Annotated in this window: 14 protein-coding genes; 6 read left to right on the forward strand and 8 right to left on the reverse strand. The window is 39.8% G+C overall.

The window, feature by feature from the left end; all coding sequences use genetic code 11:
• Positions 1 to 60: 60 nt before the first annotated feature.
• The gene (locus IUZ65_RS16850) at positions 61 to 516 is read left to right on the forward strand and encodes a methylglyoxal synthase (protein WP_195705204.1); all 456 of its coding nucleotides are present in this window, start codon (positions 61 to 63) and stop codon (positions 514 to 516) included.
• A 60-nt stretch (positions 517 to 576) separates the two neighbouring features.
• On the opposite strand, the gene IUZ65_RS16855 is transcribed toward IUZ65_RS16850, so the two are convergent.
• Positions 577 to 945 carry a VOC family protein gene (locus IUZ65_RS16855; protein WP_195705205.1) on the reverse strand — a complete coding sequence of 123 codons (369 nt, stop codon included), beginning with the start codon at positions 943 to 945 and terminating at the stop codon, positions 577 to 579.
• A gap of 13 nt (positions 946 to 958) precedes the next feature.
• Entirely contained in the window at positions 959 to 3,028 is a 2,070-nt protein-coding gene (gene helD / locus IUZ65_RS16860) for a DNA helicase IV (RefSeq protein WP_195705206.1), read from the reverse strand.
• A gap of 191 nt (positions 3,029 to 3,219) precedes the next feature.
• Here helD and yccS point away from each other — a divergent pair, with 191 nt between their 5' ends.
• From yccS to IUZ65_RS16880, 4 genes are all read left to right on the forward strand, one after another.
• Positions 3,220 to 5,379: a YccS family putative transporter gene (yccS, locus tag IUZ65_RS16865; RefSeq protein WP_195705207.1), complete on the forward strand. Its 2,160-nt coding sequence runs from the start codon at positions 3,220 to 3,222 to the stop codon at positions 5,377 to 5,379.
• Between the two features lie 243 nt (positions 5,380 to 5,622).
• Positions 5,623 to 5,787: a hypothetical protein gene (locus tag IUZ65_RS16870; RefSeq protein ID WP_195705208.1), complete on the forward strand. Its 165-nt coding sequence runs from the start codon at positions 5,623 to 5,625 to the stop codon at positions 5,785 to 5,787.
• Positions 5,788 to 5,915: 128 nt separating this feature from the next.
• The gene (locus IUZ65_RS16875) at positions 5,916 to 6,200 is read left to right on the forward strand and encodes a hypothetical protein (protein WP_195705209.1); all 285 of its coding nucleotides are present in this window, start codon (positions 5,916 to 5,918) and stop codon (positions 6,198 to 6,200) included.
• 128 nt (positions 6,201 to 6,328) lie between these two features.
• On the forward strand, positions 6,329 to 6,985 hold the full coding sequence (locus IUZ65_RS16880) for a PilZ domain-containing protein (protein ID WP_195705210.1): 657 nt from the start codon (positions 6,329 to 6,331) through the stop codon (positions 6,983 to 6,985).
• Between the two features lie 13 nt (positions 6,986 to 6,998).
• Here IUZ65_RS16880 and IUZ65_RS16885 read toward each other — a convergent pair whose 3' ends face one another.
• From IUZ65_RS16885 to IUZ65_RS16910, 6 genes are all read right to left on the reverse strand, one after another.
• On the reverse strand, positions 6,999 to 9,560 hold the full coding sequence (locus tag IUZ65_RS16885) for a LuxQ periplasmic sensor domain-containing protein (protein ID WP_195705211.1): 2,562 nt from the start codon (positions 9,558 to 9,560) through the stop codon (positions 6,999 to 7,001).
• Positions 9,557 to 10,654: a substrate-binding domain-containing protein gene (locus IUZ65_RS16890; protein WP_195705212.1), complete on the reverse strand. Its 1,098-nt coding sequence runs from the start codon at positions 10,652 to 10,654 to the stop codon at positions 9,557 to 9,559. The genes IUZ65_RS16885 and IUZ65_RS16890 overlap by 4 nt, the downstream gene beginning before the upstream one ends.
• 139 nt (positions 10,655 to 10,793) lie before the next feature.
• Positions 10,794 to 11,942 carry a conjugal transfer protein TraF gene (locus IUZ65_RS16895; RefSeq protein WP_195705213.1) on the reverse strand — a complete coding sequence of 383 codons (1,149 nt, stop codon included), beginning with the start codon at positions 11,940 to 11,942 and terminating at the stop codon, positions 10,794 to 10,796.
• 116 nt (positions 11,943 to 12,058) lie between these two features.
• Positions 12,059 to 12,352 carry a GIY-YIG nuclease family protein gene (locus IUZ65_RS16900; protein ID WP_195705214.1) on the reverse strand — a complete coding sequence of 98 codons (294 nt, stop codon included), beginning with the start codon at positions 12,350 to 12,352 and terminating at the stop codon, positions 12,059 to 12,061.
• 4 nt (positions 12,353 to 12,356) lie between these two features.
• On the reverse strand, positions 12,357 to 13,022 hold the full coding sequence (locus IUZ65_RS16905; RefSeq protein WP_195705215.1) for a YceH family protein: 666 nt from the start codon (positions 13,020 to 13,022) through the stop codon (positions 12,357 to 12,359).
• Between the two features lie 76 nt (positions 13,023 to 13,098).
• Positions 13,099 to 13,272 carry a hypothetical protein gene (locus tag IUZ65_RS16910; RefSeq protein ID WP_195705216.1) on the reverse strand — a complete coding sequence of 58 codons (174 nt, stop codon included), beginning with the start codon at positions 13,270 to 13,272 and terminating at the stop codon, positions 13,099 to 13,101.
• A gap of 199 nt (positions 13,273 to 13,471) precedes the next feature.
• On the opposite strand from IUZ65_RS16910, the gene IUZ65_RS16915 reads away from it, so the two are divergent.
• The gene (locus IUZ65_RS16915) at positions 13,472 to 13,786 is read left to right on the forward strand and encodes a DUF496 family protein (RefSeq protein WP_195705217.1); all 315 of its coding nucleotides are present in this window, start codon (positions 13,472 to 13,474) and stop codon (positions 13,784 to 13,786) included.
• Positions 13,787 to 13,970 lie beyond the last annotated feature (184 nt).

Raw genomic sequence — 13,970 nt, forward strand, 5'->3', positions numbered from 1 at the left:
GCAGAAACTGATTTTGTCAAAATTACTTATTTAATCGATTGTAATAATATGGAATAGCAAATGAAAACAACAACTAGAACCATTCCGGCACACAAGCACATCGCGCTTGTTGCTCATGATCATTACAAACCTGAGCTATTGCGTTGGGTGGAAGAGAACAAAGACAAACTTCAGAGCCATTTTCTATATGCTACGGGTACAACCGGCAGCATGTTAAGCAAAGAAACCGGCCTAGCAATTAAGAGTATGATTTCTGGCCCGATGGGTGGAGATCAGCAAATAGGCGCTCTGATTTCTGAAGGTAAAATCGACATGCTGATCTTTTTTTGGGATCCGCTAAATTCCGTTCCGCATGATCCAGACGTGAAGGCCTTATTAAGAATTTCTAGCGTATGGAATATCCCGGTAGCAACCAATCGAGCGTCCGCAAAGTTCTTATTTGAATCTAGCTTGCTCGAACAAGAAGTTGTTATCGAAATCCCAGATTATCAAGCGTATTTGGCCGAAAGAACCTAGCAAAAAGGGAGCGTATCGCTCCCTTTTTATTTTGCTCAATACCGCTAACATGTCTATCAACTATTTGTGACTCCAAACCGCCATTTCATTGCCGCTAGGTTCTATAAAGTGAAAACGTCTCCCACCAGGGAACTCAAAGATATCACGATTGATTACACCACCTGCCGCCTCAATGTCGGACACGCTTTTGTTAATGTTTTCACTATAAAAAACAAGCAATGCGCCCCCTTTTTCTTGCACCGAAACGCCTTGGGAATAGTAGAAGCCTCCCATTAAGCCATCACCTGAGAACGCCATATACTCTTCACCATAATCTTCAAAAGTCCAATCAAACACACGACTAAAAAATGCTTTGGTTTTAACAAAATCTGTCGCAGCATATTCAATATAGTTGATGCTGTGGTGCCTAAGTTCAACATGGTTTGACATGATATTCTCCTTATTAACTTTTCTTGATAACTGGGTAGTTATCACTAACCAGTTCATTAACAAAAGAGGAAGCCTGAGGACCATGAGTAATCCATAGCTTTTCTTTTGCTCGTGTCATCGCAACGTAGAACAGACGTCGCTCTTCCGCATCAGGGTAATCGTCACTTCCTTCACAAAGAACCAAATTCAAATGCCTTTGACGTTGGATTGCGGGAAACTGTCCCTCGTCAACAGAAAGAACAAATACATAGTCCGCTTCTTTACCCTTACTGCCATGGCAGGTCATAAATTCTAATTTTAAGCTATAAAAACTCTTTTTCCACTCATTGAATAGTTCAGGTTTGTGATAATGGTTTCGTCCCAACAATAACACGGTCTTTTCATGGGTTACTTTTCGATGAAGTTGATCAAGAATCGCTTCAATGCGTCTATTTGAGCAAACCGTGACTGATTTCTGTTTTTGTACAAAATGGCTGTTTAGTTCTTTATCCAGTTGATTGGGGTTTTTCTGAATAAATCGATTAGCGACCTCTGCAATCATTGAATTAAATCTGTAGGTAGTATCCAAATAGTGGACCGAAGAACTCGAAAAACGCTCCGCGAACCCGGTGGTTAGATCCACATCGGAACCTGCAAACTGATAAATTGATTGCCAATCGTCTCCCACAGCAAAGAGCGTCGATTGCATCTCTCCTTTCTTATTGGTGCAAAGTGCGTCAATAAGTGCGATTCGGTCTGGTGATATATCCTGATACTCATCAACCATAATGTAACGCCATGGCGACAAGAATTTACCTTTCACTACGTACTCTGTCGCGCGTGTGATCATGGTATGAAAATCTATTTGATCATTTTCTTTTAACATCTGTTGCCATGCAAGGTAACACGGCCAAACCAATGAAAGCTCACTATTCAGCCTTGGATACTCACTTTGGTCGATCAACTTTTGCTGCAGTTGCTTCTTAGACAGGTGTGTACTGCACAGCTGATCCAGCTGATTCCCGAGCCAGTTAATTAGTTTCAAATTTTCTGATTGACCAGATAATTCTTCATCACCTTTTAAGTAAGCTATCGGCCAAACTGAAAGGTGTTTCCGCCACCGTTTCAAATTTGTGTCAGTTTGCCAATGGCTTTTTAGCCAATCGCTACACCATTTCAGCTTGCGTTTTGGGTCAGTCGAAAATGGGGACAGTTCAACAGAACGTTGTTCTACTTTAGTGATGATGCTGAGCCCAAGTTGATGAAATGTATCCACCGTCACATCCGACGCACCGGATCCAATTTTGTCTCTTAAGCGCGCCTCCATCTCTTTTACCGCATCTTTGCCAAACGCCAACATAAGAAGTTGATTGGGCTGAGCTAAGTGACTCTGCAACAAATAAGCGATACGTGCAGTTAAGACACTAGTTTTACCTGTCCCAGCCCCTGCAAGCACGAGGTTATTATCATTGTTGAGTAAAACGGCATGTTGTTGAGACGCATTCAGAGGCGACGATTCAATCTGTGAGAACAAAACCTCCCAGTTTACCCTTTCAGTCTCAAGCCAACGTTCATTTCTATCGTCAACCAGGCGCTCTACATCCGTCAACCACGACACAATATCTTTCATCGAGTTTGGCATTCTTTGCGTTGCCTCATCGATCGATATTCTCATCTCTCTAAGCTGAGTAAATACGTTTTCTCGCCAGACATACACCTCAGAGTCGGGTAAATAGGCCGGTTGTTTCTTTAATAGATTTAAACTCTCTTTCCATTTTGGAATATGATCTCTGAGGTGTCTGCACTGCTCAGAGTGCCACTCCTTATAAGTACGCACTGCGTAATTGGCAAATGTCTTACACTTGTCCCAAGGTAACCCTTGCACAAGCCAAGCGGTTGAAGTGTCTCCTACAGAATGGGCATGGAAAATCAAAGTCCCCCAAAGAAGGCCCCGTTGCAAGGTGACGTCGCCACTCCATACAGCAAATGGGATTCTTTCTTCTGTATTGCAGGATGAAATAATTAGGTAATCATCTTCAATCAATACATGGCTGTATTCTTTTTGGACAAAAAACTGAGCGTTCTCAGTCGCCTTTAATTCCATAACCTATACACTCTTAGACAAATCAAATACTTTCAAGCTGAAATAATACAACTATTTTCTCTTGAATAGCTAACCAAGATGAAAAATTGAATATTGTACCAAGAAAAATTAATTCATTTTTTCATTGATTTATTGTGCTATTCAAGCAAAATCTTATTTCCGAATGGTCCTCTATAAAGAACCTTATTTTTGTGTCTTTTTTAATCAATGTTAAACGACTATGGGTTATTCCCGCGATTAACCATAGCGTCCTTATACTCATCACTTTACTTGGGGTTACTATCCCTTGTTGGTACTTTCAGATGCAGACATTCGCAACACCACTGATTCTGGGTGTGATTGCGGCTGCTTTAGCTGAATCGGATGACAATTTTAAGGGGAGAATTAAGGCACAAACGTTAACCCTGCTCTGCTTCGTTATCGCCACATTTTCAATCGAATTCTTATTTAACTACCCAATATTTTTCGCGATTGGTCTTTTCACGTCCTCTATTGGATTTATCATGATCGGCGCTATAGGGCCGAGATACGCAAAAATAGCTTTTGGTTCGCTTCTCATCGCCATCTACACTATGTTAGGGGCCCACGACAGCATTAACATCTGGCAGCAACCTTCACTACTTCTTACTGGTTCAACATGGTATTTTCTGAGCTCTACCGTTTGGTATAGCATTGCACCGTTACGACCTGTACAGCAAAGCCTAGCAGCCGTATTCACGCAACTTTCAAACTATTTTGATGCGAAAAAGCACCTATTTCACCCGAATATCGATCTGATCCCACAGCCTTTTAGAATCCAAGAGGCAAGGTTAAACGTAAATACAGTCGAGGCGCTGAACAATTTTAAGCAAACCATTCTTTCCCGCTCTAATCGCGGCATTGTAGATGGACCTAGCGACCGTTTCCTTAAGATCTATTTCCTAGCCCAAGATATCCATGAAAGGATAAGCTCTAGTCATTATCGATACCAAGATTTGGCAACAAGTTTTATCCATTCTGACATCATGTTCCGCTTTAAATACCTAATCGATATACAGTCCAAGTCTTGTGCAGAGATAGCGTCTTGCATTAACTCTGGTAAAAATTATGAACATAGTGCGAACGCTAATCGTGCACTTGAAGATATTCAACGCTCAATTGAATATCTCGAATCGCAGACAGAAAGGCAACTCGACCCACTTTTAGAGCAACTTAATTACCTTTTTAAAAACCTTTCTACCATCGAAAAGTTGCTATCAAACGTGAGTAACCCAGACGCCATCAATCGAGAAAATGATGATATTCTGGATGACACCGATGCCCATACTTTTAAAGAGATGTGGCTGAGGGTAAAATCTAACCTCAACCCCTCATCACTACTCTTTCGGCATGCTATTCGATTGTCTATTGCTTTGACTTTAGGCTACGGGATCATTCAATTGTTCGATATAGAAAGAGGCTATTGGATATTACTTACAACACTGTTTGTATGCCAGCCAAATTATAGTGCGACAAAGCAGAAGTTAACATCTCGGGTAGTCGGAACTTTGGCGGGATTATTAATAGGTGTTGTACTGTTATCGTTGTTCCCCTCATTGCTGAGTCAATTGGTTATTATCGTTCTTTCTGGTGTCGCCTTCTTTGTGTTTAGGCTCAATAATTACAGCTATGCCACTGCCTTTATAACTATCTTAGTCTTATTCTGCTTTAATCAATTAGGTGAGGGATATGCTGTGATATTGCCGAGGTTAACAGATACTATCGTTGGTTGCTTACTGGCTGTAGGTTCAGTCACTTATATTTTACCTGATTGGCAATCTAAAAGACTACATGGCGTTATGGCCGAATCTATCTCAGCGAACAAATTCTATCTTGCGCAGATTATCGGCCAATATAGAATTGGAAAACATAACGATTTAGCCTATCGGATTGCGCGACGTCACGCCCATAATCAAGCGTCATTACTCAGTTCTGCCATCACCAATATGTTAGTCGAACCAGGTAAATACCGGTCGTCCGTCGACGACAGTTTCAGGTTTTTAACCTTAAACCACGCTCTTTTAAGCTATATATCCGCTCTTGGCGCCCATAGACAGAGAATTTCTGACAACTCTACACACCTGTTAATTTTAGAAGCTCATCGAGAAATACATGGTGTGTTAGATGCGCTAAATACTCAATTGAGCAACGATTGCGAGTCGCTGATAAATCAGAAAAACTATAGTCATATCGAAGGCAAACTTTCGGAGTGGCGGAAAGACGAAGAAGGATCAGCAAGAATGGTTTTACAACAACTGCATTTGATTTATCGAATGTTGCCAGAACTACAATCTTTGGCCAACAACTTTGCCAATCGCAGTAAAACTCAATAATGATAATTGTATACATTACCAGCAATATTCATTCTCACACGCATAAATCGTCTATATTACAACCTAAGTAAGCGCGTAATTTTAACATTTACCTGATTACTCCTGACATTGCTCGCACATTAATAACCGTCTACCGTACTATATTACCTACGGTAGATGGAGAATTTCCTACACAAGGATAGGTAGAATGAGTAAACAGTCATGACAGGGATACGTTAGAAGTAAGTGTATAGGAGAGATAGAATGGGCCAGAAACAATTTGAGGAATTTCAGACTCGTGTAGAGTTGCTGTCTCCTCAACAACTCAAGAAATTGCAAGATGATATAGAGTCTAAACTCGAAGAACGTAAAGAAGAACCTTTGGTCACCGCTGAAGAGCTTGATCTTATCTCTAGCTTATTTCGCTGATTCTACTTTTTTCGCTGGTTCTACTTTGTTAGTATAATTAGTCCTTCGTTATTTATATCCTCTTTAAGCCTAATAATTTGTAACTATCACCAAACACGATTATCCTTTAAGTAAAAACTAAGGAGAATATGATGTCTGTGTCATCGATAAACTCTGGTTACCAACTAATTCAACATTCCCAAGCTCTTTCCGACGAAGCGGCGAGCGAAATAGCCAACTCTAAAAAACTAAATGATCTCGAATTTAACAAAATTGATAATAAACAGATGGACGTTTTTAAAGAAAAAGCCTCACCATCTACCGAAGATTCTCTCGTGAAACTTCAACAAGCTAAAACCTATAATCAAGCTGGTGCGAGCTTAATCCAACGTTCTAATGATATAATTGGTACGATTTTGGATACGCACGTATAACACTTAAGCTCCAGTTCATCTTCGATCTACACTGACCCAACCTCCATTATTTGAAAAATTCCCTACAAAACCTCATCGAATACCGCTAATCTATTGGACGCAGGAAGTACACATAGTTCAAGGGACACATGAGCACGAAAAATCATAGCACTAATGAAATCAAACAGTACGTAGAGTTTGGAATGCGCCTGTCGGTGACTATCAAATTCGGTCCTAACGATGAGTATAACCTTCAATGTAATTTAGTCGGTGTCAAAGACAATCAATTCATGTTACTCGATATGAACCAAAAGGCGGTGGAAGATCTCATTACCCGAAAAACAAGTAATGTTGCCGTTGTCGTTAGGGGGATTACCGACACTGAGTTGGGTCATATCATTGCATTTAAAACTAAGATTATCACCATCATATCTCGTCCTACATGGCTAATTTTCATCCGTCTTCCCTACAGCTTTGAATCAAAACCGATCCGCAAAAACAAACGCTTTAAACTTAATATACCTGTTGTAGTTTCACACCACGACACTAAGGTAAATGGAACACTACGAGATCTTTCAGAGTCTGGTTGTGGCATCTATTTAAATAAAGCTTTAGAACTCACGAAAGAATCCAATGTGACCATCACTCCCCAACTCACCCATTTTCCTAAAGATATCCCAAAATGCCACATCGTTAATATTCGACGCCATGCAGGAGGGTTATTGATCGGAATTAGATTTGAGAAAACTATCGAAATTAAAAATGACCTTAAATACGAAATTTTAGAATTGTCGTTTGATAACTGAGATCTATACTTTGCTACGTATCAACAAAATTTGCTTTGAATAGCAAAAGCGCCTCACGCAGTGGACCCTCTTTTATCGGTTTTACTAATACATAATTAGCACCAGCCGCCAAAAACGCCTGTTTAGTTTCTTCAAAACCATCCGCTGTGCACGCAATTATCGGAGTCGTAAGACCCATTTCGTCTCGAATTAATTGTGTCGTTTCAATCCCATCCATATTTGGCATTTGGTTGTCCATCATAATGAGATCAAACGTTTTCTTTTTTAGTTGATCTAACGCGGTGACACCATCTTCTGCCCAATCGACAATAAATCCGTATTTCTCGCAAAACGCTTTCGCAATAAAAGCATTGGTTTTATTATCTTCAACCAAAAGCATGGACAATTTTCTGTCAAATAGATCGATAGGCTTATTATTTCTAAATATTGTATCCAAGCTTTGCCATTCTTTTTGTTCTTCAATAGGGATTCGCAATAGGAGCGTTGTTCCAATATGCTCTTTACTCGTAATCCTAATGTCGCCTTCAAGCATATCAACGAGCAGTTTCACTATGGACAGACCTAAACCGCTTCCTCCGTATTCTCTTATCGAGGTTTTCTCTGATTGGGTAAATGGGTCAAAGATAGTCTGTAGGTTTTTGTCCGAAATACCTATACCAGTATCACGAACCTCAATGCGTAATTGTGTTTTTCCTTGCGGGTTTAACAACATCGAGAATATGACGTCAATCTGCCCTGAATGGGTAAATTTTAGCGCGTTACTCAATAGGTTAAACAGTATTTGAGTAAGGCGAACTTGGTCTGACAATATCATCATTTCACGTGGAACTTGGTTGCTCACATTGAGTTTAATATTCTTATCATCACATAGCGGCGAATATATATTTTTTATCGTGTTAACCAGGCTGGCTAAAACGAAACTGCTTTTTTCTATATTAAGTTTGCCTTGTTCAATTCTTGAGAAGTCTAATATGTCATTTAACACCGCTAAGAGGTGCTCTCCACTTTGACATAACACGTCGATTTTCTCTGCCTGGTCTTGCCTGTGTTGACTCTTTTTGAGCAACTGAGATATGCCTAATATGCCGTTTAATGGAGTTCTGATTTCATGACTTATGCGAGCCATAAATTCAGCTCTCGCGGTTGCTGTTTTTTCTGCTTCTACGCGAGCAAGGTTACTTTGCCTTTCCGCTTCGACGAGAGAAGTGATGTCCAATCCCTGTCCGATAATAGTGTGTATTTCATCGTCTAAAGAGATCGGTGATAGGTTCCAAAGATAAACTGTTTTACTAATTGGGATTTTTATACCAGTTAAGACTGCTCCCGTAGCAACCATTTTTATATGAGCGACAATTCTCATTTGGAACGCTTGATAGTCACTTTCATTATGAACATCATCCAGTTTGAATGCCTTTTCTGCCGCAGGGTTCATCCGAATAATTTTTCCATCGCCATTCCAAACCACTATCGGAGATAATGCGAAGTTAAACAGATCTTGAAATAACTTTTCTTTTTCTAACAACTCCGAAAACGTATGCTCTAACGTATGACCTATGTGGTCAAATTCAGACACGATTGAACCTTCAAATTTAGACACCTTCCGCTCATCTCGGGCAATTTGTGCGTAAGCCATTAGAGAGGTAAGTTCACTTGTGATTCTTTTATGAATGAGAAACCTTGCCAAAAAGGCCGAGATAACAATAGAGAGGAATGAGAAAATGAGGCTGATCTTGAAGTTGTCTTCTAATGATAAAAAATTCTGATTATCTTGCAACGAATAGACGCTAATTGGGCTAATAACACCATCTACTTTGACGTCAATACTATTTGCCATCAGCGTACTATTATAAACAGGGGAAGGCCTTTTAGACTCTTGGATCCGAATTAAAAGGTCCCTATTTAACTTAACCGTTGAAGCGACAGGCTTACCATTCACCATCAAAACAACCTCCGTTGTATTACTGGTGTTTTTTAGATTTTCCACCAGTGCAAAGTTGTTGTTGAGAACCATGACGATAAATAATTTACCGAGTACCTCCCCTCTGTTGCTTTCTACAACTGGCATCCGCCTTATTAACAGATGTCGTTCACCAGAATTAGTTGATAGCACGATGAAATGCCAACTATCGCTATAAGCAACATCGAGTACAAGCTTATCTAGGTGACGTTGTTCTATCCCAAAAAACGACGCGTTTCCGTCATCCCAGAAAAGTGATTGCGATTTTGAGATAAATCGAAAATCTGGTGAGCTTTTCAAATTCGCTTGATCGATAGAGATAAAGTAATCGTCAATCTTGGATAACGCTTCAGATTCAATAAAATTTGACAAAGTGACGCTGTTTGTCTGACTATTTTGATTGGATTGCATCGTACCCAGTCGATAATCGATGAGGTTTTGCAACAACGAAGCTGTTTGAGTGATATTGCGTTTTATTTCTTGGGTTACTGCTGTAGAACTGAATTGGTAACTGAAACCCAAGAGAAGAGCAATAAGCAGTGTAAACACAACAAAAATGAGACGAAAGGTGAGATTAGCCATAGACCGTGGTTTAGATTCTCTATTAATAAACATCATTTATCGGAGTACCTAAAAGCCCGTTTTTTTAAACGTTTGATTTTTTCCACACTGTCTTCTTTAGTAATAAGTTCGAAGCTCCCCGAATACACGATAGGTACCTCTCGACCTTCTATATTCCATTTTATGGCTTCTGCCATTGCAACGCCTGTATCATCGTTCATTCGCATAACAGTGACATCTAAATCGCCATTAGCAATAGCATCAAGTTCAGCGGAACCACCACCCCAACCATTAATCTTAATTTGAGTGTTGCCAGACTCTTTTATTGCGTCGATGGCACCTAACGCTAGGTCCGTAGAGCAGGCATAAAGAAAGTCTATTTCTGATGCCTGACTGAGCGCTGATTTGGCGGCGATATAACCCGTTTCTTTCGTTGCTTTTGTATAGTATGAAGAAGCCAGTTTGTAACGGTGATCATTTGCCATAGCATCAATAAAAGTGTCACCTCTAGCCGCACTAATATAGCCTTGAGAGTAATACAGCATCGAATACTCTGCGCCTTGTGGTAATGCCTTCTTAAAGTAATCAGCAAGCATTAAACTGCCCACAAGGTGGTCAAAACCTACATATAGAAACGGTTGCTTCTTATCCCACGTTTTCACGGGTGTGGTAATATTTTGTAAGATGAGTTTGGTATCTGAGTTATGCAAAACATGTTCAATAAACTTTTTATGCCTACCTGTTTCTAAAGTGAAGATGAGGTAGTCCGTATTTTTTTTAAGGGCGTTGTTAAGAAATGAGTTTTGTTGCTTTACGTCTGCGTTTGGTCGAGTGAATATTTGTTCAAGAGAATATGTGATATTAAGTTCAATTAGCCGCTGTTCAAACGCGAGGATATTCCTCCGCCAATAGTCCGATTCCTGTTCTCCAGGATAGACCACCGAGATATGAATAGGGTCTTTCTGCGCCACTTGCAAAAGTACAGGATTATTGTCTATCGTTACGGCTAATTCGTTTGTCAGTTTTTGTTGTTCTGGGTGGGAATCTAGAAAATCAGAATAACTCCAATATGGACTAAGCACTTCAACCGAACAACTGTAGGATGAATAGAGGCAAGCCACCAGTGACAACCGAGCTATATTGACCTTCATTAAACGCCCTAGATAAGAGTCTGTCTCTAAATCATAATAGAGAGTAAAGGGTTATAGCAACATTTATAGTCCTATCAATTAAAAAGAAGCTATCGGCAGATACCGATAGCTTCTAAAATTGTCACAATTAGATACTTATTTAAAATGTAAGCGCTAGGTTTGCTGAAGCGCCAAATTCATTTTCACCGGCATACGAACCGGCTACATCGATATTAACAACATCGAATGGTGATATCCCAAGGCCTGCTGTAACCATATTGTCGATCGTATTTTCTAGGTCAATTTGATATCCAGCTCTGAGTTGTAACCAATCCCAAGCATTTCCTTCTAAACCAAAGCGAACAAATTGTGTGTCATCATCAACGTTTGCATAGCGAGTCTGCGCGGTCAAATCTGCATCTAACGCTGCGGTAAAAAACCGAGAAGAATAGGCGAAACCTAAAGTGGCTTGAGGTGTAAGCTCATATTTGTAATTTGAGTTAGCGGTTTTGATTTCCTGCTTAAACAGATCTTTTATAGCAAAAGCGACTCTCCATTGCTCTTTGTACCAAACCGCACCTAAATCTAAGTTAAATGCGGTGTCGTTAACCTCACTTTCATCATAGTCATCTAGGTCAAAATCTTCGACATTTACAATATCTGAATAGGTTCGAAGCTCCTGGTATTTTGGCGAGATACCAAGTGAAAATTCTTGCCCGCTAATCACCAGTTTTTTAGCAAACGATACTCCATATTCCGTATAGCCAAATGCAGCTAAGTTTACATTCGAATTTTCGTATCGAGTTTGAGTATCACCCCCAGATTCGGATAAAGAAGCAATATCAGTCTCTGCAATTACTTCTACATAACCTCGACCAAAGAAATTCACAGCAACGAAAGAATTGGGTATCGCAACGGCAATCCCGGCTGTAGCGGTAACCGTTAATGGCTTATTACCCGTAAGATCGTCCAAGTGGCCGTTGAGTTGGTTGATGTTAGATTGGTCAGGCGAGGCTTTAAATTGGTTAATAGTATCTTGAAGGTCATCTATTTCCTGAAGCGTGTCCTCGCTATCTCTTACTGTCATACCAACACCAGGAATCAGCAACGCAAAACTATCAGACTCTCTATACTGCGCGGTTAATGCTGGATTATAAAAAGGAGCAACCAAATAGTCCGCGCTTGCCACACCAGTGTTCCCCATACCATTACCACGACTGTCCGCAATATGCGTAGCGGCAAGGACTGAACTAGACATTGTCACCACACCGATTGCCAAACCAATCTTATTCATCGTTTTCATAGACATCTCAACTGTAAAATTATTATATATAAGGCTCATATCATTGATGAGCGCTATATATACTAACAGTAAAAATAGATCATTTCGCGATGCTGGTCTAAAAATCGTGGCCAAGAAGCAAATTATGCTTGAGGAAAAACAAAGCCAACACTGACTAACGCTTCTTTATCGATCTTTTTTAATTGCTTTATTTTATATTCCAATCGCATAGCTGAAACTTTATTATTTAGCTCTTGAGACCATTCTAAAACTAATGGTCCTTTACCTTTTAATGCCTTCGCTCCCTTTCCGTCCTGATGCATTTTAAATCTACGTTCCAAATTATTAGTGACTCCGCAATACAAAGCATTTCTGTTATTGCGGATCAGGTATACCCACCAACTTGAGTTCGATTTCTTGTTAACTTGATCAGGCATGGGTCTAAAGTAACAGCTCTAACATTTCACGTAACTCCGCCACTTCTTTTTTTACTAGGGCAAGCTCTTCTTCTAGTTCAAGAAGCTTTTGATTTTCTAGTTGTTTAACACCCTCATATTGATTTGTAGGCGCTGATGAGAAAGCGTCTAGATCGACTTCTCCACAAAACTGATGCATATATCGTGATTCTCTCTTACCCGCTTCTCTGGGCAGCTTGACCACAATTGCCGATTCAATATCATTAGCAGATAATTTGTCTAGCACGGCTTCTGTTTCTTTTACATCGGTGAACTGACACAGTCTATTCGTCCGAGTTCTCAGCTCACCTGGTGTTTGTGCTCCTCGAAGAAGAAGACAGCAAACCACACCTTTTTCTTGTTGAGTAAACTGTAAATCACCAAATTCAGTGTTACAGAAACGATGTCGATATTTTGAGACACGACTATTAAACGCACTTTCATCGCTTACCATACGTTTTGATATAAGGTTATCAACCGCATCTAATACGTCACTTTCACTCAGCGACATGACTGGTTCGCGGTTGCTTTTCTGGTTACATGCGTTGGTTAAACTGTTTAATGTGAGTGGATAAAGATCAGGAGTTGTCGCTTCTTTCTCTAAAAGACATCCAATAACTCGTGCTTCGATAGCTGACAATTCAATTTTCATACTCATTCCTTATGGTTATATATTGAGTAACTAATTGGCAATTTGATGTGATCACCCAGAAATTGCGCTGCCTTAACTAGTGCTCATTCTTATGTAATTCTTTGATTAACTTTCCATTTTTATCGACCAAAATAATACGAGCTCGGTTTAAATCGACTTCGACAAGGTCTTGCTCTGCCCGTGCCTTTAGGTAAGCACGTTGCAGACGTAACGATACTTTGAGGGTAGATTCACTGTTTATTTTCTGCATATGTATGATTATCGTTAGATTCCGCAACCTCTGATTTGATTTCTATTTTATAACGACATATTGACCGAATAACAATCCTTACCTCAGTTTACTTTTAGTAGGTAGTGAAATTCTCGCCATTTATGATATGACTGTTCTTAAAACGTCTGATATGCTTTAGCCAGTTAACAACATTACATAAATTTAGGAAGATACCGCCATGAACAACGTTTTTGAGATTGTGAATCAGGCTCGTCGCAAAAATAAATTAAAGCGTGAACTCCAAGACAACGAAAAAAAGGTACGTGACAACACCAAACGCGTAGAGCTCTTAGACAACCTGTTAGACTATATCAAACCTCAAATGTCACACGACGAAATTGTACTTATTATTAAGAACATGAAGGCCGATTACGAAGATCGTGTCGATGACCACATTATTAGTAGCGCAGAGATTTCAAAATCACGACGTGAAATCAGTCGTCGTATTAGAGAACTAACTGAAGTCGACAAGCAGTCTCAAGGTAAAAAATAACCTGTCTACAATGTAACGTTGTAGTACATAAACTGAACCTCAATAATTGGGCTACCAATGTTGAGGTTTTTTTATGCAAATTTTCAATAGATTCAGTAATCAAAATACACGTTTTCTTTTGTTAAACGTTTGCGTAATCGCTAACTTACTAAAAACCCATTTTTGTGGCTTTCCTCACACTCTT

Source organism: Vibrio sp. VB16, assembly GCF_015594925.2.
Taxonomy (GTDB): Bacteria; Pseudomonadota; Gammaproteobacteria; order Enterobacterales; family Vibrionaceae; genus Vibrio.

What these genes read in the sequence shown, in the direction of transcription:
- IUZ65_RS16855 (WP_195705205.1), bottom strand. Translation starts at nt 945, where the DNA reads ATGTCAAACCATGTTGAACTTAGGCACCACAGCATCAACTATATTGAA.
- IUZ65_RS16880 (WP_195705210.1), top strand. Translation starts at nt 6,329, where the DNA reads ATGAGCACGAAAAATCATAGCACTAATGAAATCAAACAGTACGTAGAG.
- IUZ65_RS16915 (WP_195705217.1), top strand. Translation starts at nt 13,472, where the DNA reads ATGAACAACGTTTTTGAGATTGTGAATCAGGCTCGTCGCAAAAATAAA.
- helD (WP_195705206.1), bottom strand. Translation starts at nt 3,028, where the DNA reads ATGGAATTAAAGGCGACTGAGAACGCTCAGTTTTTTGTCCAAAAAGAA.
- IUZ65_RS16850 (WP_195705204.1), top strand. Translation starts at nt 61, where the DNA reads ATGAAAACAACAACTAGAACCATTCCGGCACACAAGCACATCGCGCTT.
- IUZ65_RS16870 (WP_195705208.1), top strand. Translation starts at nt 5,623, where the DNA reads ATGGGCCAGAAACAATTTGAGGAATTTCAGACTCGTGTAGAGTTGCTG.
- IUZ65_RS16905 (WP_195705215.1), bottom strand. Translation starts at nt 13,022, where the DNA reads ATGAAAATTGAATTGTCAGCTATCGAAGCACGAGTTATTGGATGTCTT.
- IUZ65_RS16890 (WP_195705212.1), bottom strand. Translation starts at nt 10,654, where the DNA reads ATGAAGGTCAATATAGCTCGGTTGTCACTGGTGGCTTGCCTCTATTCA.
- IUZ65_RS16875 (WP_195705209.1), top strand. Translation starts at nt 5,916, where the DNA reads ATGATGTCTGTGTCATCGATAAACTCTGGTTACCAACTAATTCAACAT.
- IUZ65_RS16910 (WP_195705216.1), bottom strand. Translation starts at nt 13,272, where the DNA reads ATGCAGAAAATAAACAGTGAATCTACCCTCAAAGTATCGTTACGTCTG.
- IUZ65_RS16885 (WP_195705211.1), bottom strand. Translation starts at nt 9,560, where the DNA reads ATGATGTTTATTAATAGAGAATCTAAACCACGGTCTATGGCTAATCTC.
- IUZ65_RS16900 (WP_195705214.1), bottom strand. Translation starts at nt 12,352, where the DNA reads ATGCCTGATCAAGTTAACAAGAAATCGAACTCAAGTTGGTGGGTATAC.
- IUZ65_RS16895 (WP_195705213.1), bottom strand. Translation starts at nt 11,942, where the DNA reads ATGTCTATGAAAACGATGAATAAGATTGGTTTGGCAATCGGTGTGGTG.